Annotated in this window: 18 protein-coding genes and 1 tRNA gene; 11 read left to right on the plus strand and 8 right to left on the minus strand. The window is 67.0% G+C overall.

Annotated elements, in window-relative coordinates:
- Nucleotides 1-41: 41 nt before the first annotated feature.
- The 4 genes from ABLE94_RS02355 to ABLE94_RS02370 all read left to right on the plus strand — a co-directional run bounded on the left by ABLE94_RS02355 (nucleotide 42) and on the right by ABLE94_RS02370 (nucleotide 3648).
- Nucleotides 42-1505, plus strand: coding sequence for a YhgE/Pip domain-containing protein (locus ABLE94_RS02355; protein WP_348807938.1), 1464 nt, complete (start codon nucleotides 42-44; stop codon nucleotides 1503-1505).
- A gap of 127 nt (nucleotides 1506-1632) precedes the next feature.
- Nucleotides 1633-2424 (plus strand): DNA repair protein RecO, encoded by a 792-nt coding sequence (recO, locus tag ABLE94_RS02360; RefSeq protein ID WP_348804228.1) that lies wholly within the window; start codon nucleotides 1633-1635, stop codon nucleotides 2422-2424.
- Entirely contained in the window at nucleotides 2405-3223 is an 819-nt protein-coding gene (locus tag ABLE94_RS02365) for an isoprenyl transferase (protein ID WP_348807939.1), read from the plus strand. The genes recO and ABLE94_RS02365 overlap by 20 nt, the downstream gene beginning before the upstream one ends.
- The gene (locus ABLE94_RS02370; protein ID WP_348804226.1) at nucleotides 3220-3648 is read left to right on the plus strand and encodes a hypothetical protein; all 429 of its coding nucleotides are present in this window, start codon (nucleotides 3220-3222) and stop codon (nucleotides 3646-3648) included. The genes ABLE94_RS02365 and ABLE94_RS02370 overlap by 4 nt, the downstream gene beginning before the upstream one ends.
- Before the next feature lie 26 nt (nucleotides 3649-3674).
- Here ABLE94_RS02370 and ABLE94_RS02375 read toward each other — a convergent pair whose 3' ends face one another.
- Together ABLE94_RS02375 and ABLE94_RS02380 are read right to left on the minus strand one after the other, a co-directional pair.
- Entirely contained in the window at nucleotides 3675-4112 is a 438-nt protein-coding gene (locus tag ABLE94_RS02375) for a Fur family transcriptional regulator (protein WP_348804225.1), read from the minus strand.
- On the minus strand, nucleotides 4109-4474 hold the full coding sequence (locus ABLE94_RS02380) for an ArsR/SmtB family transcription factor (RefSeq protein ID WP_348804224.1): 366 nt from the start codon (nucleotides 4472-4474) through the stop codon (nucleotides 4109-4111). Before ABLE94_RS02380 ends, ABLE94_RS02375 begins: the two co-directional genes overlap by 4 nt.
- A gap of 173 nt (nucleotides 4475-4647) precedes the next feature.
- Here ABLE94_RS02380 and ABLE94_RS02385 point away from each other — a divergent pair, with 173 nt between their 5' ends.
- Nucleotides 4648-5427, plus strand: coding sequence for an oxygenase MpaB family protein (locus ABLE94_RS02385; protein ID WP_348804264.1), 780 nt, complete (start codon nucleotides 4648-4650; stop codon nucleotides 5425-5427).
- Nucleotides 5428-5454: 27 nt separating this feature from the next.
- On the opposite strand, the gene ABLE94_RS02390 is transcribed toward ABLE94_RS02385, so the two are convergent.
- A complete protein-coding gene (locus ABLE94_RS02390; RefSeq protein ID WP_348804223.1) occupies nucleotides 5455-5703 on the minus strand; it encodes a hypothetical protein in 249 nt (82 codons plus the stop codon).
- A 124-nt stretch (nucleotides 5704-5827) separates the two neighbouring features.
- Here ABLE94_RS02390 and ABLE94_RS02395 point away from each other — a divergent pair, with 124 nt between their 5' ends.
- The 3 genes from ABLE94_RS02395 (at nucleotide 5828) to ABLE94_RS02405 (ending at nucleotide 9144) form a co-directional block, all read left to right on the plus strand.
- Nucleotides 5828-7228 (plus strand): glycine--tRNA ligase, encoded by a 1401-nt coding sequence (locus tag ABLE94_RS02395; RefSeq protein ID WP_348807940.1) that lies wholly within the window; start codon nucleotides 5828-5830, stop codon nucleotides 7226-7228.
- 130 nt (nucleotides 7229-7358) lie between these two features.
- Nucleotides 7359-7844 carry a cold-shock protein gene (locus ABLE94_RS02400; protein WP_348807941.1) on the plus strand — a complete coding sequence of 162 codons (486 nt, stop codon included), beginning with the start codon at nucleotides 7359-7361 and terminating at the stop codon, nucleotides 7842-7844.
- The gene (locus tag ABLE94_RS02405) at nucleotides 7837-9144 is read left to right on the plus strand and encodes a deoxyguanosinetriphosphate triphosphohydrolase (RefSeq protein ID WP_348807942.1); all 1308 of its coding nucleotides are present in this window, start codon (nucleotides 7837-7839) and stop codon (nucleotides 9142-9144) included. Before ABLE94_RS02400 ends, ABLE94_RS02405 begins: the two co-directional genes overlap by 8 nt.
- 24 nt (nucleotides 9145-9168) lie before the next feature.
- On the opposite strand, the gene ABLE94_RS02410 is transcribed toward ABLE94_RS02405, so the two are convergent.
- The gene (locus ABLE94_RS02410; protein ID WP_348807943.1) at nucleotides 9169-11460 is read right to left on the minus strand and encodes a glycoside hydrolase family 3 C-terminal domain-containing protein; all 2292 of its coding nucleotides are present in this window, start codon (nucleotides 11458-11460) and stop codon (nucleotides 9169-9171) included.
- A gap of 140 nt (nucleotides 11461-11600) precedes the next feature.
- On the opposite strand from ABLE94_RS02410, the gene dnaG reads away from it, so the two are divergent.
- On the plus strand, nucleotides 11601-13520 hold the full coding sequence (dnaG, locus tag ABLE94_RS02415; RefSeq protein WP_348807944.1) for a DNA primase: 1920 nt from the start codon (nucleotides 11601-11603) through the stop codon (nucleotides 13518-13520).
- Between the two features lie 45 nt (nucleotides 13521-13565).
- On the opposite strand, the gene ABLE94_RS02420 is transcribed toward dnaG, so the two are convergent.
- The 4 genes from ABLE94_RS02420 to ABLE94_RS02435 form a co-directional block, all read right to left on the minus strand.
- Nucleotides 13566-13730 (minus strand): hypothetical protein, encoded by a 165-nt coding sequence (locus ABLE94_RS02420; protein ID WP_348807945.1) that lies wholly within the window; start codon nucleotides 13728-13730, stop codon nucleotides 13566-13568.
- A 127-nt stretch (nucleotides 13731-13857) separates the two neighbouring features.
- On the minus strand, nucleotides 13858-14439 hold the full coding sequence (locus ABLE94_RS02425; RefSeq protein WP_348807946.1) for an ATPase: 582 nt from the start codon (nucleotides 14437-14439) through the stop codon (nucleotides 13858-13860).
- Nucleotides 14436-14816: a TA system antitoxin ParD family protein gene (locus tag ABLE94_RS02430; protein WP_348807947.1), complete on the minus strand. Its 381-nt coding sequence runs from the start codon at nucleotides 14814-14816 to the stop codon at nucleotides 14436-14438. Before ABLE94_RS02430 ends, ABLE94_RS02425 begins: the two co-directional genes overlap by 4 nt.
- A 510-nt stretch (nucleotides 14817-15326) precedes the next feature.
- Nucleotides 15327-15403 (minus strand) — tRNA-Ile (locus ABLE94_RS02435).
- Nucleotides 15404-15577: 174 nt separating this feature from the next.
- On the opposite strand from ABLE94_RS02435, the gene ABLE94_RS02440 reads away from it, so the two are divergent.
- Entirely contained in the window at nucleotides 15578-16273 is a 696-nt protein-coding gene (locus ABLE94_RS02440) for a GntR family transcriptional regulator (RefSeq protein WP_348807948.1), read from the plus strand.
- Between the two features lie 97 nt (nucleotides 16274-16370).
- Nucleotides 16371-17798 carry an allophanate hydrolase gene (locus tag ABLE94_RS02445; protein WP_348807949.1) on the plus strand — a complete coding sequence of 476 codons (1428 nt, stop codon included), beginning with the start codon at nucleotides 16371-16373 and terminating at the stop codon, nucleotides 17796-17798.
- The last annotated feature ends 31 nt before the right edge of the window (nucleotides 17799-17829 follow it).

Raw genomic sequence — 17829 nt, forward strand, 5'->3', positions numbered from 1 at the left:
CCTCGGGCCGGCGCACCACGGTTCTACAGGGAGGGCGGTCGATGGGCAGGCACGAATCAGATGAGGTCGATGACACGTCGGCCCTCGGTGATCACGCCGGGGTCGAACGGGACGCGTCGGCGGCCACCACGATCGCCGAAGTACTCGGATCACCCCGATTCTGGCTGCTGCCGCTCCTGCTGGTGGTGGTCATCATGTCGTTCATGGCGGCGCTGTACATGGGCGCCATCGCCGATCCCGAGAAGAACCTGCACGACTTCCCGATCGCGATGGTCGCCGAGGACACCGGCGGCACTCTCGACAACGGTGACGGCACCTCCGCGAAGGTCAACTACGGCGACCAGGTGGCCGACGGCATCGTGACCAGTGCCGCCGAGAGTGGGATCGCGGTCCACCGCACCGACCGCACCACCGCGCTGAACGAACTCAACAGCGGGCGGGTGTACGGCGTGGTCGTCATCGGTCCCAACTTCACCAACTCGACCATCGCGCTCGGCAAGGCGGCCGTGCTGCAGGCCAGGCCGGAACCGGTGGCCATCGACGTCTTCATCAACCGCGGCTCGGGAACCTTCGCCTCGGCGGTCACCACGACCTTCGCCGAGCGGGTGTCGACGGCGGTCAACGACCAGATGGGCGGGCAACTCACCGACACCGTGCGGGAACAACTTGCCAAGGCCGACGTGGCCTTCTCCGGTGCGGCACAACTCGCCCTGTGGAAACCGGTCGAGGTGTCGGTCATCGAACCGTCGCCGCTGCCGTCCGGGTCGGCCAACGGGTTGTCCGCGTTCTACTTCACCCTGCTGCTCGTCCTGGCCGGATTCACCGGGGCGATGATGGTGAGCATCGTCGTCGACGCCATCCTGGGCCAGACGCCCATCGAGTTCGGGCCGTTCTACCAACTGCGCGTACGGCTGGCGATCTCGCGGTGGGGCACACTGGCCGCCAAGTGGATCATCATGGCGCTCATCGCGTTCGTGCAGTCGGCGCTGTTCATCGGGGTGTGCACGCTTGTCGGCACATCGTTGCCCAATGCCTTCAGCCTGTGGGCGTTCTCGGTCCTGGCCATCTTCGCGGTGGGCGTGTCGGCGAGTTCGATGATGGCCGTATTCGGCAATCCCGGACTCATCCTCAACCTCATCTTCTTCGTCATCCTGGGGTTGCCCTCCTCGGGTGGCACGGTGCCGCTCGAGGCCAGTCCACGCGTGTTCACCTGGATCGCCGCGGTCGAACCGATGCATCTGATCTACCTCGGGGTGCGCGCCATCCTCTATTTCGATGCCGACTGGTCGGCGGGACTGGGCCGGTCGATCATCCAGACATTCATCGGACTGGCGATCGGTGCGCTGTTGGGCTGGGCGGGCACCCGGCTGTACGACCGGAAGGGCTGGCATCGCTATCCGGGTGGGATGACACTGCCGACGCGGCTCGCCGCGCAGCTGGACAAGACCGGTACACCGACCATCACCTCACCCGCGCCGTATCACTCGCCGGTCGAGCGGACCTGATGCGGATCCCGGTGGGCCGTGGTGTGTCGACTCGGGTGTGTCGACTTCGGGTGTGTCGACTTCGGGTGTGTCGACTTCGGGTGTGTCACCGTCGGTGCCTGTCGTCCGTCGGTGACAGAATGTCGCGGTGAGGTTCTACCGGGATGAGGGTGTGGTGCTCCGCCAGCACAAGCTGGGCGAGGCCGACCGCATCATCACCATGCTCACCGCCGAACACGGTCTGGTGCGCGCGGTCGCCAAAGGCGTGCGGCGGACCCGGTCGAAGTTCGGGGCCAGGCTGGAGCCGTTCGCCCACATCGACGTCCACCTCTACCCGGGTCGCAACCTGGACGTCATCACCCAGGTGCACAGTCTGCACGCCTTCACCGACGCGATCGTCGCCGACTACGGCCGCTACACCACCGCCTGCGCGGTGCTCGAGACCGCCGAACGGCTGGCCGGCGAAGAACGCGCACCCGCCCCACAACTTCAGCGCCTGACCGTCGGCGCGTTGGAGGCATTGGCCGACAACCGACGTCCCGGGCAACTCATCCTCGATGCCTTCCTCCTGCGGGCCATGCACTGTGCCGGGTGGATGCCGGCACTGGAGGTGTGCGCGCGATGTGCACAGCCCGGCCCGCATCGTGCCTTCCACGTCGCGGCCGGCGGCGCGGTGTGCCTGCACTGCCGCCCGCCCGGCGCTGCCACCCCGTCGCCGGGCGTGCTCGATCTGATGGATTCCTTGTTCCGTGGGCAGTGGGAACACACCGTCGAGGTCAGTGATTCGTTGCGGCGACAGGCCAGTGGTCTCACCGCAGCCCATCTGCAGTGGCATCTGGAACGTCAGCTGCGCACCCTGCCGCTCATCGAACGCACCGCTCCCCATAGGCTGGTGGAATCGGGTGCGAGAGGAGTCGACGATGGCGCTGCGGCCGGGTAGCTCCGCCAAACGGCAGACCGCCGAGGCGCGGACAGAGGTACGACCACCGGACCCGCATCCCAGCGGAGCCATTCCGCCGGCGATCCCGGCCGAATTCGTCCCCAATCATGTCGCCCTGGTGATGGACGGCAACGGTCGCTGGGCCACCGATCGTGGGTTGCCGCGCACCGAGGGACACAAACGCGGTGAGGCCGTGCTGATGGACTCGGTGTGCGGGTGCATCGAGATCGGCGTGAAATGGCTGTCGGCATATGCTTTTTCCACCGAGAACTGGTCGCGCAGCCCTGACGAGGTCCGCTTCCTGATGGGGTTCAACCGTGACGTGATCCGCCGTCGCCGCGACGAGATGAACGAGATGGGGGTGCGGGTGCGATGGGCCGGACGCCGACCCCGGTTGTGGCGCAGCGTCATCAAGGAACTCGAGGTGGCCGAGGAGCTCACGAAGGACAATGACGTGATGACGCTGACCATGTGCGTCAATTACGGGGGTCGTGCCGAGATCGCGGACGCCGCAAAGGAAATCGCTCGTCGTGCGGCGGCGGGCGAGATCGATCCGGAACGTATCACCGAGCAGTCGTTCGCACGCTACCTCGACGAGCCGGATATGCCCGACGTCGATCTCTTCTTGCGTCCCTCCGGGGAGCGGCGCACCTCCAATTTTCTGCTCTGGCAATCGGCCTATGCCGAGATGGTGTATCAGGAGAAGCTGTTTCCCGATTTCGATCGCCGTGATCTGTGGGATGCCTGCCTCGAGTACGCCTCGCGTGATCGTCGTTTCGGCGGAGTGAAGCCCCGGTGAGCCACGACGATTCGACATCGGCGGGTACTACCGGTGGCACCTCGATCGGGCGGATATCCGCCCTGCTGGCCGAGGTGGGTGACGTCGTCGAGGGGGACGCGGACTCGGTGGTGGTGCAGGTGGGACTGACGCGTGCGTCGATCCGGGTGGTCGAACTCGGTGAGCAACTCGAGGTCCTCAGCGTCACCCAGCTTGTCGCGGTGAATCTCCCGAACACCTCCGATCTCCGCGATGACGTCGAAAGTCACGATGCCACACTGAGTTTCGGGAGCCTACGCCGTTCCGATCCCACCGGCGTGACCACCGATGTGCTGCTGTACTACACCTTCCCGATCGGCGGGATCTCCGACGTCGCGCTGCTCACCGTGCTGCATGTGGTGCTGGTGACCGGTGCTGACATCGCCGGTGCGCTGGTCGGTACGTGACACCGGCCTGATCGGTGAGGCGTGCCCTACTCCCGGGCCGCCAAGGCCTGACACCGCTCGCACACGCCGAAGACCTCCACGGTGTGGTGGATGTCGGTGAATCCGTGCTTCTTGGCGATGGCGGCGGCCCACCGCTCGACGGTATCGGCCTGCAGTTCCACGGTGGTTCCGCATTCCCGGCACACCAGGTGGTGGTGATGTCCATTCGAGCAGTGTCGATAGCGGGTTTCGCCGGAACCGTCCCACAGGGAATCGATCTGGCCGGCCTGCGAGAGTGCCTGCAGATTGCGATAGACGGTCGTGAGGCCGATGGACTCGCCACGCGACTTGAGTCGCTCGTGGAGTTCTTGCGCGGATTGGAAGTCATCGCTGGCGGCCAGTGCATCGGCGATGGCCGCACGCTGGCGGGTGGACCGCACCCCGGTGACCGGGCGCGAGGGCGCAGTGGAACTGTCGGCGCTCATGAGGCGGCCTCCACATCGGGGTCGGCGGACGCGACGTGCGACTCGGTGGCATGCACCAGCGCGTCGGTGACGATGTGGGCCAGGTGGTCGTCGATGAGTTCGTACATGATCTCCCGGCCGTTGCGGTGCCCACGGACCACGCCGGCGTCCTTGAGAACACGCAGGTGCTGGCTCACCAGCGGCTGGCTCAGCTCCAGGCTGCCGACGAGTTCGTGAACGCACTTGGCGCCCTGCTGCAGCGACAGCACGATCGCGATGCGAGTGGGGGCGGCCAGGGCGCGAAGGAGTTCGCTGGCGGCTTCACGGGCCGCGGCGTCGCGGCGCTCAGTCGCGGAATCGCACGGCCGAGGGGGGTGCTCCATGGGTCCATGCTAAAGGAAGTCGTTGTCATTTGCGGACGCGGCCCCGATGACCGCCGACTCTGTTATTCTGGAAACGTCCGTTATCAGAATGGGGAATGCTTGTGGCCGCACCTGCTCGTCTATCGCGTACCGAACTCGACAACCTGTCCTCCGACGTCTTCGCGCGATCGCTGATGTCGATGGGCAACACGATGAGCACCGCCAACGTCATCATGCAGCTCGCCAATCCGGCCGTCGGGTACGGAGTGGCACGCAGCACCGTCGAGGGCGGCCGCCTGGATCGCCATCCGGTCAAGCGGGCCCGCACCACCGCGTCGTATCTCGCCGTGGCCATCCTCGGCAACGCCGACGACCGACGTCGCTTTCGTCACGCGGTCAACCGGCAACACGCGCAGGTCCGCTCCACCGAGGACAGTCCGGTCGAGTACAACGCCATGAACACCGACCTGCAGCTGTGGGTCGCCGCATGCCTCTATGTCGGCCTCGAGGACATCTACGAACGCGTGCATGGTCCCCTGGCCGGCGAACTGCGGGACACCTTCTATCAGCAGGGCAAGGTGCTGGGTACCACCCTGCAGATGCCGGCCGAGATGTGGCCGGCCGACCGCGATGCCTTTGACGAGTACTGGGCCGAGGGGGTCTCCCGGATCTCGGTCAGCGACGAGGTGCGCGACTTCCTGCTCGGCATCGCGCGATTCGGCTACGCGCCGGAATGGGTGCAGAAGCGGTTCGGCCCGGTCAAGTACCGGCGCACCGTCGGCTATCTGCCGCCCGAGTTCCGGGACGCGATGCGGGTGGACTGGACCGACGACGACCAGCAGTGGTTCGACGAGTACATCGCCGGATGCGTCGCGCGGGAACGGCGAAAGCCACGGTGGTTGTCGCAGTTGGGCTTTCGGCTGCTGCTGGCCGACACCCGAGTGCGGCACCGGCTGGGTAAGCCGCTGGTCTGATCCGTCGGGACACGTTCCTGCGTGTCCCTATGTGTCGACTCGGGTCGTCATCCGCACCGCCAACATTCGGACAGGCCGATCGCCAACCCCACCTGAATCGCCTGGTGAACACCCCGAGCGTGCGGTCTTGCGTCCGACCGCGCGATACCAGCGTCGCGCGTCGATCATGGTGGTGTCGTCGAGGGTGCGCAGCCGGCGGAGCACGGTGACGGTGTCGCCGCCCTGCACCGCCTCGAGGACGTCGGGAAAGGCCTGCCGCGACGGTGTCCGCCCCATGCCGGGATGGTAACGCCGACGACGATTCTTCCGCCGCAACCCCGGCGGCTACCCTGTAAGGGTTGCCGATCGCCGGTGGGTATCACCAGCGAATCGGCCGTGACCTGTCCCAACGTCACCTGGAGTGCGATTCATCGTGGCCGCCGCCCCGTCCAAAGTCGAAGCCGTCGTCAACCTCGCCAAGCGGCGCGGTCTGGTCTACCCCAGTGGGGAGATCTACGGCGGCACCCGGTCGGCGTGGGATTACGGTCCGCTCGGCGTCGAACTCAAGGAGAACATCAAGCGGCAGTGGTGGCGCACCATGGTCACCTCTCGTGAGGATGTCGTCGGTCTCGACTCGTCGGTGATCCTGCCGCGGCAGGTGTGGGAGGCCTCCGGGCACGTCGAGGTGTTCACCGACCCGCTGGTCGAATCGCTCTACACACACAAGCGTTACCGTGCCGATCACCTGATCGAGGCGTACGAGATCAAGCACGGTCACCCGCCGGAGAACGGCCTGGCCGACATCAACGATCCGGACACCGGGCAGCCCGGCAAGTGGACCGAACCCAAGGCGTTCTCGGGCCTGATGAAGACCTTCCTCGGTCCGGTCGACGACGAAGAGGGTCTGCACTACCTGCGTCCGGAGACCGCGCAGGGCATCTTCGTGAACTTCAAGAACGTGATGACCACCGCGCGTAAGAAGCCTCCGTTCGGCATCGCCCAGATCGGCAAGAGCTTCCGCAACGAGATCACCCCAGGGAACTTCATCTTCCGCACCCGCGAGTTCGAGCAGATGGAGATGGAGTTCTTCGTCAAGCCCGGTGAGGACGAGCAGTGGCATCAGTACTGGATCGATCAGCGGTTCGACTGGTACGTCGATCTCGGTATCGATCCGGAGAACCTGCGGCTCTACGAGCACGCCCAGGAGAAGCTCTCGCACTACTCCAAGCGGACCGTCGATGTGGAGTACAAGTTCGGGTTCTCCGGCAACCCGTGGGGTGAACTCGAAGGTGTGGCCAACCGCACCGACTTCGACCTGTCGACGCACTCGAAGGCCTCCGGCGAGGACCTGTCGTTCTTCGACCAGGCCACCGGTGAGCGCTACACCCCGTACGTCATCGAGCCCGCGGCCGGCCTGACCCGCTCGGTGATGGCCTTCCTGTGCGACGCGCTGACCGAGGAGGAGGTGCCGAACGCCAAGGGCGGCACCGACACCCGCACCGTGCTGCGCCTGGACCGGCGACTCGCGCCGGTCAAGGTGGCGGTGCTGCCGCTGTCGCGTAACGAGAAACTCTCGCCCAAGGCCAAGGACCTCGCCGCCGAACTCCGCAAGAACTGGAACGTGGAGTTCGACGACGCGCAGGGCATCGGCAAGCGCTATCGCCGTCAGGACGAGATCGGTACGCCGTTCTGCGTGACCGTCGACTTCGACACCCTCGACGACCAGGCCGTCACCGTGCGCGAGCGCGACACCATGAGCCAGGAACGTGTCGCTCTGGATCGCGTGGCGGAGTACCTCGGCGGCAAGCTGCTCGGCGCCTGACCGGGGCCCGGACCGGGCATGGATTTCCCGACTGGGCCTGACCTGCGGCTGTCTGTCACAATTGGAGTCCATACCGCCGCACGGGCAAGGGGTCCGTGGTGCGCGGAGTGAGAGAGTGAGTGGGAGAGTCGTGGCAGTCAGTGGCAAGGTCGTTCATTACGACGCGAATCGGGGATTCGGATTCCTGGCACCGGAATCCGGTGGGGCCGATGTGTTCTTGCACATCAACGACATCGACATCGACGAGAACGAGTTGAAGCCGGGCGCCAAGGTGTCCTTCGACGTGGAGGAGACCGACCGCGGCGCCAAGGCGGTCAACGTCGCCGTAACCGAGGGTGCCCCGGCCGACGACGCGCCCGCCGGTGCACGCCCGCATCGCCGCGACGATCACCACGGTGGACGTTCGCACAACGATCGCCACGGCGGTGACCGGCACGGCAACGAACGCCCGCGCCGTCCCCGCGGCGGTAGCGGCTCCCTGGACGCGGCGGCGTTCACCGAGGAACTCACCGAACTGCTCCTCGACTCCGCCGACGACCTGACCGCCGCACAGATCGTCGCCATCCGTCGTCGCGTCACCGATTTCGCCGTCGGCCGGGGCTGGGTGCTTGACTAGTACCCCCATCGCGGGGCGGTCCGGTATTCCGCCCACCGCGTTCTACGGCGATGAGGCCACCGAACGGATGGTGCCCGAGGGTGCCAAGGTGGCCAGTCTCCCGGGGACGCGGACCGATCACCGCAGTGAGTACGCGCGCGACCGTGCGCGCGTACTGCATTCGGCTGCCCTTCGTCGGCTCGCCGACAAGACGCAGGTGGTCGGGCCGCGCGAGGGTGATACGCCGCGAACCCGGCTGACACACTCGCTGGAGGTCGGCCAGATCGGCCGCGGCGTGGGAATCGGGTTGGGATGTGAACCCGACCTGGTGGAGCTCGCCGGTCTGGCCCACGACATCGGGCATCCGCCGTACGGTCACAACGGCGAACGTGCGCTCAACGACTTCGCTTCCGACATCGGCGGATTCGAGGGCAACGCGCAGAATCTGCGCATCCTGACCCGGCTCGAACCGAAACTCCTCGACGATCAGGGTCGTAGCGCCGGGCTGAACCTGACCCGCGCATCGCTCGATGCGACGCTGAAGTATCCGTGGACGCGGCGGCCACCGAAGGTGAAGTTCGGTGCCTACGCCGACGACGCCGCCGCGCTGGACTGGATTCGGCGTGGCGCACCCGGGGACCGCAAATGTGTCGAGGCGCAGGTGATGGACTGGGCCGACGACGTCGCCTATTCCGTGCACGACCTCGAGGACGGTGTGATCGCCAACCGCATCGATCTGCGGACCCTGGCCGACCCGGATGATCAGCGCACCCTCGCCGAAATCGGCGTGAAGGAGTTTCCCGAACTCGAACCCGAGCCGTTGATCGATGCGGCCCAACGCCTTTCCCAGATGGACATCGTGGCGGCGGTGGGCGTGTTCGACGGCAGCCTGGATGCGTCGGTGAAACTCAAGCGTCTCACCAGCGAGCTCATCGGCCGGTTCGCCTCGGCCGCGATCACCGGCACCCGAGAGGTCGTCGGGGGGCGCTCGATCTCCCGCTACGACGCCGATCTGGCGGTGCCGCCGCTGATCGCCGCCGAGGTCGCGATCCTGAAAACCCTTGCGCTACGGTTCATCTTCTCCAACGCGCGGCACAAGGCGCATCAGGCGCGGCAGCGGGAACGGATTCACCGGGTGGGGGAGTGGCTCACCGCCGCGGCCCCCGGCGGTCTTGACCCAGTGTTCGTGCCGAGTTGGGAACAGGCCGCCGACGACGTGGCCCGCAAGCGGGTCATCGTCGATCAGATCGCGTCGATGACCGAGGGCCGTCTGGAACGGATGGACAAGCAGAACTCCGGGGCGCAAGCGCACCTCGGGTAGTCGCCGGGCGGGTCGGTGCGCCGCTCAGTGTGCCGCGTTGGCACGATCGAGGATGTCGCGCAAGACCTCTGGTGGCAGCAGGCCGGCCGAGAAGTCGACGATGCGACCTACCGGCACCGATCCCATGATCGTCACCAGGTCCAAGCCCTCACCGGCGTCGGCGCCGTCGAACATGGCGCCGACGATCGGTGCCATGCCCTCGGCGGCCACCGGGTCGGCGAGGACCTCGGCCACACTGGATTCCATGGTCAGTGGGATGCGGGGTTGATCGCCGACGATATCCACCGTGGCGGTCACCCGGATGTCGCGGCTCGACGCTCCCACCGAAACGGTGTGAGTTGCCGACTCCACCACGAATCGGTGGGCGCGAATATCCCAGTACGCCAGTTCATCCGGCTCCACGACGATGGTCGCGTCGCCGCTCTGGCCGGGGTCGAGGACGATGTCGGCGAATCCCCGCAGCTCTCGGATCGGTCGGCTCACCGCCGATCCGGGCACACCGATGTAGAGCTGCACGACCTCGCGGCCGCGCCTGCGACCGGTGTTGGTGACGGTCACCCTGGCCTCGATCGTCGCCTCCGCGTCGACCGACACGCGCAGGTCGGCGTAGTCAAAACTGGTGTAGGACAACCCGTGTCCGAAGGGGAAGGCGACGTCCAGGTCGCGGGCGTCGTACCAGCGGTATCCGATGAACAGTCCTTCGCCGTAGTGGACGTGCCCGGACTCGCCGGGGAAGTTCAGGAAGTCGGCGGTGTCCTCGATCCGCATCGGAATGGTTTCGGCGAGTCGCCCCGAGGGATTCACCTCGCCGAACACGACGTCGGCGACAGCGGAACCGACCGCCTGCCCGAGCAGTGCGCCGTCGAGAATGGCCGGCGCCTCCAGCGGGGCCACCGCCAGCACACCGCCGTGGGCGAGCACGATCACCGTGCGAGGATTGGCGGCCGTCACCGCGGCGGCGAGGGCGATCTGATCGGCGGGCAGGTCGATGTCGGTGCGGTCGAAACCCTCCGACTCCTGACGGTCGGCGAGACCGAGGAACAGCAGCACCGTATCGACCGACCGTGCCAGCGTCACCGCCTCCTCGGAGAGACCGGGATCGCCGGTGCCGTCGAGTCGATACCCCTCGGCGAACGGCACGTCCCCGTCGGCGCGGTGACCGATCTCGTCGAGCGGCATATCGACGCGGGTGGCGTTGACATGCGACGAGCCGCCACCCTGATACCGGGGCTGCGACGCCAGGGCGCCGATGACGCCGATGCGTTCGGAGGTCGACAGTGGCAGCAGGGCATCGTCGTTGCGCAGCAACACGATCGACGCGGCGGCGGCCTCCCGGGCGAGAGCATGATGGGCATCGAGGTCGACGGGGGCGGTCGGGGCATCCGTGGCTGTCGACCCAGTGGCTGTCGACCCAGTGGCTGTCGACCCAGTGGCTGTCGACCCAGTGGCTGTCGACGCGGTGGCCCTGCCGACCAACGCGACCACGCGATGCGCGGCGGCACGCAGCGCGTCGGCGTCCAGGGTGCCGTCGGCGACGGCCGCGGCGACCCGCTCGTCGGACTGTGGCCCGGGGAACGGCATGGTCAGATCGAGGCCGGCGGCGATCGAACGCACACGGTCGACCACCGCACCCCAGTCGCTGACCACTGCACCGTCGAAACCCCAACTCTCGCGCAGGATCTCGGTCAGCAGTTCACGGTTGTGGGTGGCGTGCACGCCGTTGATGCGGTTGTAGGAACACATCACCGTCCACGGTTGCTCGTCGATGACGATCTGGCGAAACGCCCGCAGATACAGTTCGTGCAGGGACCGTTCGTCGACGTCGGCGCTGATCCGCATCCGATCGGTTTCCTGATTGTTGACCGCGAAGTGCTTCAGCGATGCCCCGATCCCGCGACTCTGCAGCCCGTGCACCCAGGAGCCGCCGAGCGCGGCGGTCAGGTGGGGATCCTCGGAGTAGTACTCGAAGTTGCGTCCACCGCGGGGTGAGCGTTTCAGGTTGATGCCGGGTCCGAGCACGACGCTGACGCCCTGCGCGCGGGCCTCGTCGGCGATGGCCGCACCGACCCGCCGCGCCAGCGACCGATCCCACGACTGCGCCAACCCGGCCGCGGGCGGGAAACACGTCGCCGGTTCGCTGCCGGAGACCCCGAGGTTGTCGGTGGCCCCGGACTGTCGACGCAGACCGTGCGGGCCGTCGGTCATCAGGATCGACGGCAACGAACCCTCGGGCTTGGTCGTCCAGAAGTCGTGTCCGCTGGTCAGGCGGGCCTGCGCGTCGACGGGCGGGTCATCGGTCGGTGACGGCGATGTCATGGTGCTCCTTGTCGATCGGCGACCAGGATGGTCGGTCGCTCCGCATCCGACGGTAGCCCCGATCCCGGGTCGCCCCGTCCCATTCGGGCGCTGTGCACACCGCGCCGACGCTCGCGACGGCGGTCACTACACTGGTCAAAGTGGCAGGCCGAATCCCCGATCGCGACATCACGGCAATCCGTGAGCAGACCCGCATCGAGGACGTCATCGGCGAGTACGTGGCGTTGCGGCAAGCCGGTCCGGATCGACTCAAGGGACTGTGTCCCTTCCACGACGAGAAGACCCCGTCGTTTCATGTCCGCCCGCATCACGGGCACTTTCACTGCTTCGGATGCGGTGAGGGTGGCGACGTCTACAGCTTCCTTCAGAAACAGGAGCATATCGGCTTCGTCGAGGCCGTCGAGCAACTCGCCGACCGGCTCGGATACCAGATCCACTATGAGGGTGGCGGCACCAGCGTCCAACGTGATCGGGGGACGCGGGCCCGGCTGGCCGCGGCCAATGCCGCGGCGCACGCGTACTACGTCGAGCAGCTGAAATCACCCGAGGCGCAGACGGCGCGTGACTACCTGACCGACCGTAATTTCGATGCGGCCGCGGCGGCCCAGTTCGGGTGCGGTTACGCCCCCGGCGGGTGGGACACGATGACCAAGCACCTGCTGTCGCAGGGATTCGAGTTCTCCGAGCTGGAGGCGGCCGGGTTGTCGAAGCAGGGGCGTAAGGGGCCCATCGACCGGTTCCATCGACGCCTGCTGTGGCCGATCCGCAATCTCGGTGGCGACATCATCGGATTCGGGGCTCGCAAACTCTTCGACGACGACAACCTCGGCAAGTACATGAACACGCCGGAAACCATGCTGTACAAGAAGTCTCAGGTGCTCTTCGGCCTGGACCTGGCGAAGAAGAACATCGCCAAGGGACATCAGGTGGTGATCGTCGAGGGCTACACCGACGTCATGGCGATGCATCTGTCCGGTGTCACCACCGCGGTGGCGTCCTGCGGGACGGCCTTCGGCGAGGACCACCTGGCGCTGGTGCGGCGACTGATGATGGACGACACGTACTTCCGCGGCGAGGTCATCTACACCTTCGACGGCGACGACGCCGGAAAGGCCGCGGCACTCAAGGCATTCGAGGGTGAGCAGTCGATCGCCGGCCAGACCTTCGTGGCCATCGCACCCGACGGGATGGACCCGTGCGAACTGCGTCAAGAACGCGGTGATGCCGCCGTCCGCGATCTCATCGCCCGCCGGGTACCGATGTTCGAGTTCGCCATCAAAACACTGATCGCGGCCTACGACCTCGACACCGCCGAAGGTCGCGTACACGCGCTGCGTGAGGCGGTACCCGTCGTCGCACGCATCAAAGACGTTGCGCTGCGCGACGAATACGCTCGTCAGCTGGCCGGCTGGGTGGGCTGGGAAGAAGTGCCGCAAGTCCTCGCACGGGTCCGCGAGGAGGGGGCCCGGCATGCCAGAGCCAGCGGCCGGACGCCGCCCACGGGCATCCGGACGAATCGTCGTGAGCGACCCGAGGCCGCCAAGGCGCCCGGACCGGGCAAGCCCCGCGCCGACGACCCGCGACTGTGGCCGCAGCGCGAGGCGCTCAAGGCGGCGTTGCAGTATCCGGCGATCGCCGGCACCGTGTTCGACTCGCTGCCCGGCGAATGCTTCACCGATCCCGCGTACGCGCGCATGCGTCAGGTGATGGCCGACCTCGGCGGCACGTCGTCGGGCATGGGGGGCGCCCAATGGGTGGACGCGGTCAATCACGAGGTCGACGATCCGGTGCTCTCACCGTTGGTCACCGAACTCGCGGTCGAGCCGATGCCGGTGGTGGAGGAGAACATTCCGCGCTACATCAACAGTGTGCTGGCCCGGCTCCAGGAAGTGTGGGTCGGCGCGCAGATCGCCGACATCAAGTCGCGGCTACGTCGCATGGCGCCCAGTGAGGATCCCGACGCCTACAACGCGGTCTTCGGGGATCTCGTGGCACTCGAGGCCTACCGCCGCAGTCTGTTGGAGCAGGCCGTCGACCCGGGTGCCGCCGACGCCGGCTGACCTCGAGATCATCGGGCCGCCGTGGACGCGGCGTACCGGGACCCTTCAGGCGGCGTCGTCGAGACGACTACCCGGGCGCAGTTCCGGCGGATACAGGGGCCGGTGCGGGTCGTCGGCGTTGTAGGTGCATCCGCCGGCGTAGGTGTGGATGGTGCCGCAGCGATCGGGGATCGGCGCGGGCCGTCCCCAGATGTGATCGATACTCCGCATGAGTGTCCTCGCCCCCTGATCGCCTGTCGGCGCTGCTCCTCCTCGATTGCCAGAAAGTATGGGGCGTGACCTGTCCGGATGGGCAGTGAGCGCAGCGTTTCACTCGTCGTGACCGGTGTGGGGTATATCACTCGGCAGATGACGGGGACGGTAGGAGAGCATGCGGCGTCCACTCGGGCCAGTCCTGCGCGCCCACCGGGGTGCCGTCGACGAAGCGCGCCACGATGCGGGGTCGCGACATGCTGTTGTCGTAGACGGTGACCTGGTCGGCGCGGCGTACGGCCTCGGCCGCCAGCGGCCAGACACGGGCGTAGCGAGCGCGGATCTTGTCCTCCGGGACGGTATGGCCGCCACTGGTCACGCGCAGTCGAACGCGGTGAACGGCGAGTTCCTCGGGAACCATGACGACGTGCAGCATCACGCGAAACCCGTGCTCGTGGGCGGCGTCGATGACGTCGAGTTTCGACGGGTGGGAGAAGACGGTCTCGGCGATGAACGATTTATGCAGCCCGATGAGCGTCGTGCGTGTGCGGGCGGCGACCTGCGCCGCCTCGTAGGAATGCTCGGCGGGTGCGGTGGGCCAGCGCAGGCGTGCGATCTCGTCGGCATTGACGAACGGCGTGTGCAGCAGCGGCATCAGATGTCGTTGCGCCAGAGTCGATTTACCCGCGCCGTTACATCCGATGACCAGATCGAGGCGAGGACTCACTCCAGGATGACCATCGACCCGTCCGGCCGGTACTCGACCATCCGGCCGAGCTCATCGAGCGCCACCGACGAAAATCCCTGTGCGGCACGATCTGTCACCACGTCGGTCCGGGCGAGTCGTTCTTCGAGATGCGCGTCGATCTCGGCGTCGAAGACGACCGACTCCTCCGGGGTGAGTTCGCCGATCGGGAGTGCGCCGGCCAATGCGGCCTCGACCCGTCGTCGCGCGGCGCTGGTGCGCAGCGACACGCCACGACCGACGCGGGCCCAGTGCTCGAGTTGCTGACGGGCCGAGCGGTGTTCGCGGGCTCCCTCGGTGCCGGCCTCCTCGACCAGGGCGGCCGAAAAACGCGTGACCTTGTCTGCCGTATCGGCCATCACGGACTCCCACTGTCGGTGTTGCATTCTGCTACATGCGCCACTGTAGCAGAGTGCAACGGGGGAGCGGCTGTCCAGAAGTGAGACGGCTGCGTGATCGGCGACGGCACCCGAGCCCTCACCCGACGCGGCGATCGGGCGCGGGCTCGTCGTGTCGTCGTCAGTCTTTGTTGCCCGGGATTCCGATTGCGAACCCGATCCCGATGATCACACACGACACGAATGCCACTGCCGGCATCACCCACATTGCGTTCATGGCGGCGACGCTACGCCCGGACATGTGGTGCTGGGAGTGCTTTCGGCGAGGTCGGGACCTCCGATGGCGGATTGGGGTCTTTGGTCTCGCCGGTGACTGCGATCGTCCACACCTGTGGTGGACGGCCGACCCGCGAATGTGCTTGAGCCGGCCAATGTCTCGGCCGTTTCGCGCGTGGTTTCGGCGTCGTCGACCGGACCGCCCGGATGAGGTTCCGGACGAGACGGCGGTGCGCCGGCCTGTTGCGGCCTCGATGGTGGGGCGGGCGGGGCTCGAACCCGCGACCTACGGATTATGAGTCCGCGGCTCTAACCGACTGAGCTACCGCCCCGTGGGGCGTGAAACATGCCCGGGCAGCGAGATTACCGCACCGTGCATCCCGATTGGCGGATGCCTGCGACGTCGTGGCCGCTGGGCGCGATCGTCCATGACTAGACTCGACGGGAGTTTGCACGAGAGCGCCGTCGAATCCGACGGGCGCCGACACCAGGGAGCGGTTTCGACGATGGCGGGGCACGACGGGGCGGAGCGGACACGCGGGCTTCCGGAGAGCCTCGTCGACGTCGCCGCCCGCCGTATCCGCGACGCGATCCTGTCCGGGGAACTCGAGCCCGGTGAGAAGGTCGTCGAGGAGAACCTGTGCGCCGATCTCGGGTTCAGCCGTGCGCCGGTCCGTGAGGCGCTTCGTCTCCTCGCGCAGCAGGGACTGGTCGAACACCTGCCGCGGCGGGGTGTGCGGGTGGCGGAATGGTCGCCGCGTGACATCCTGCAACTGTTCGAACTCCGGGCGCTGCTCGAGCGTTTCGCGATCGAGTCGGCGTTGCCGTTGCGCGACCCCGACACCCAGCTCGCGGCCGTCCGCGAGGCCTACGAACAGTTGCGGCGGGCGTCGGACGACCTGGAACGCGACGATGCGCACCGCCGATTCCACGCGGCGGTGGTGGCGCTGGCCGACAATCGGCAACTCGACATCGCCCTGGCGCCGATCCTGCTGAAACTGCAACTGCCGATGGCGGTCAATCTTCGGTCCGAGGCCGACGACCACGGGTCCGACGACGGACTGCGCAGGCATCGGACCATTCTCGAGGCGCTGGAATCCAATGATCCCGACGCCGTGGTCGCGGCAATGCACGATCACGGGCACCTCCGGTATCTGGATCTCGTGGCGGCGACCGGCGACGACGCCGACGTGTCCGCCTGAGAGCTACCAGATCAGTGCGTGACGCGGCGGACAGTCGCTAACACAAACGACACATAACCGTTCCTCAGGCGCCATGATTCTGTCGACAATCGACGTTATGAGAATTTCACCGACGCGTCAGGGGCCCCAATCGGGGCCATCCGTGGCCGAGATCATCGACAGTCACATCAGTGGAAGCGGATCGCCGACGCGAACGGCCGGTCGGGTGGCCGACGCCATCGACGCACGTGGCGACGACGGAGTCTGGCTCTCCACCGTTCCACGCGATCAATTACTCGCGGCGGCAGCAGAATTGGAGTCTCGACCGGGGGCTCGTGGGCTACCGCTGTACGGCGTGCCGTTCGGGGTCAAGGACAGCATCGACGTGGCGGGGGTGCCGACCACGTTGTCGTGTCCGGACTTCGCCTACGTCGCCGAGAAGACCGCGCCCGCGGTGCAGCGTCTCCTCGACGCCGGTGCGCTGTATGTCGGCAAGACCAACCTCGATCAGTTCGCGACCGGCCTCAACGGAACCCGCACTCCGTACACCATTCCCCGCAGCGTGTACGGGAACGAAATGATCTCCGGCGGTTCGAGTTCCGGCTCCGCGCTGGCGGTGGCGCTGGGGCAGGTGCCGTTCGCGGTGGCCACCGACACCGCCGGCTCGGGCCGGGTGCCCGCCGCCCTCAACGGCGTCGTCGGTTACAAACCGTCGCGCGGTCTCATCAGTGCGGTCGGACTGGTGCCGGCATGCAAGTCGTTGGACTGCATCACCCTGATGGCCGGTTGCGTGGACGATGTCGATCGTGTGATGGCGGTGCTGGCCGCCGTCGACGACGCCGATCCCTGGTCGCGGCCGGCCGGTCCGGCCTGGGGAGGGGATCGGCTGCGGGTCGGATTGCCCCCGGTCGACGAGCTGGAGTTCTTCGGCGACGAGCAGATGCGCGAAGCGCACCTGGCGTTCCGGAATCGGTTGTCGCACATGGAAATGCCGACCCCCATCGACGTCGTCGACGTCTCTTTGGGGCCGTTTCTCGCGGCGGGGGAGTTACTCTACGCCGGACCGTGGGTGGCCGAACGGCTGGTGGTGTTCGGGACGTTCCTGGCCGAACATCCCGACTCCATCCATCCGGTCGTCCGCGACATCCTGCGCAGCGGACTCGACTACACCGCCGTCGATGCCTTCACCGCGATGCAGCGGCTGCAAGACCTCAAAGGTGTTGCAGCGCAGACGTGGCGGGGGATCGACGTGCTCGTGGTCCCGACCATCGGCCGCACCTTCACCGTCGAGGAGGTACTCGCCGAGCCGATCGCGGCGAATACCGCACTCGGCCACTACACCCATTTCGGCAACCTCCTGGATCTGATGGGAGTGGCGGTGCCACAGGGCCATACGGCCGACGGGCGGCCGCACAGTGCGATGCTCCTGGGCAACGCGCTCACCGACGATGCCGCCCTGGGTCTGGCTGCGGCGTTACTCGATGAGCCACGGCCGCATGCGCCCGTCGGCGTCGACACCGCGACCGGTGCGCCCATCCCGTCCTGACCGCCGACCCTCCGCCAACTCCCGACGTCGT

Origin of the sequence: Gordonia sp. VNK1 (assembly GCF_040049135.1) — a bacterium.
Lineage (GTDB): Bacteria > Actinomycetota > Actinomycetes > Mycobacteriales > Mycobacteriaceae > Gordonia > Gordonia oleivorans.

Excerpts from the sequence above, each read along its gene's own strand:
- ABLE94_RS02410 (WP_348807943.1), bottom strand. The coding sequence starts at position 11,460 with ATGACATCGCCGTCACCGACCGATGACCCGCCCGTCGACGCGCAGGCC.
- ABLE94_RS02375 (WP_348804225.1), bottom strand. The coding sequence starts at position 4,112 with ATGAGCGCCGACAGTTCCACTGCGCCCTCGCGCCCGGTCACCGGGGTG.
- ABLE94_RS02355 (WP_348807938.1), top strand. The coding sequence starts at position 42 with ATGGGCAGGCACGAATCAGATGAGGTCGATGACACGTCGGCCCTCGGT.
- ABLE94_RS02430 (WP_348807947.1), bottom strand. The coding sequence starts at position 14,816 with ATGGCCGATACGGCAGACAAGGTCACGCGTTTTTCGGCCGCCCTGGTC.
- ABLE94_RS02445 (WP_348807949.1), top strand. The coding sequence starts at position 16,371 with ATGAGAATTTCACCGACGCGTCAGGGGCCCCAATCGGGGCCATCCGTG.
- ABLE94_RS02420 (WP_348807945.1), bottom strand. The coding sequence starts at position 13,730 with ATGCGGAGTATCGATCACATCTGGGGACGGCCCGCGCCGATCCCCGAT.
- ABLE94_RS02380 (WP_348804224.1), bottom strand. The coding sequence starts at position 4,474 with ATGGAGCACCCCCCTCGGCCGTGCGATTCCGCGACTGAGCGCCGCGAC.
- ABLE94_RS02385 (WP_348804264.1), top strand. The coding sequence starts at position 4,648 with ATGTCGATGGGCAACACGATGAGCACCGCCAACGTCATCATGCAGCTC.
- ABLE94_RS02365 (WP_348807939.1), top strand. The coding sequence starts at position 2,405 with ATGGCGCTGCGGCCGGGTAGCTCCGCCAAACGGCAGACCGCCGAGGCG.
- ABLE94_RS02440 (WP_348807948.1), top strand. The coding sequence starts at position 15,578 with ATGGCGGGGCACGACGGGGCGGAGCGGACACGCGGGCTTCCGGAGAGC.
- ABLE94_RS02390 (WP_348804223.1), bottom strand. The coding sequence starts at position 5,703 with ATGGGGCGGACACCGTCGCGGCAGGCCTTTCCCGACGTCCTCGAGGCG.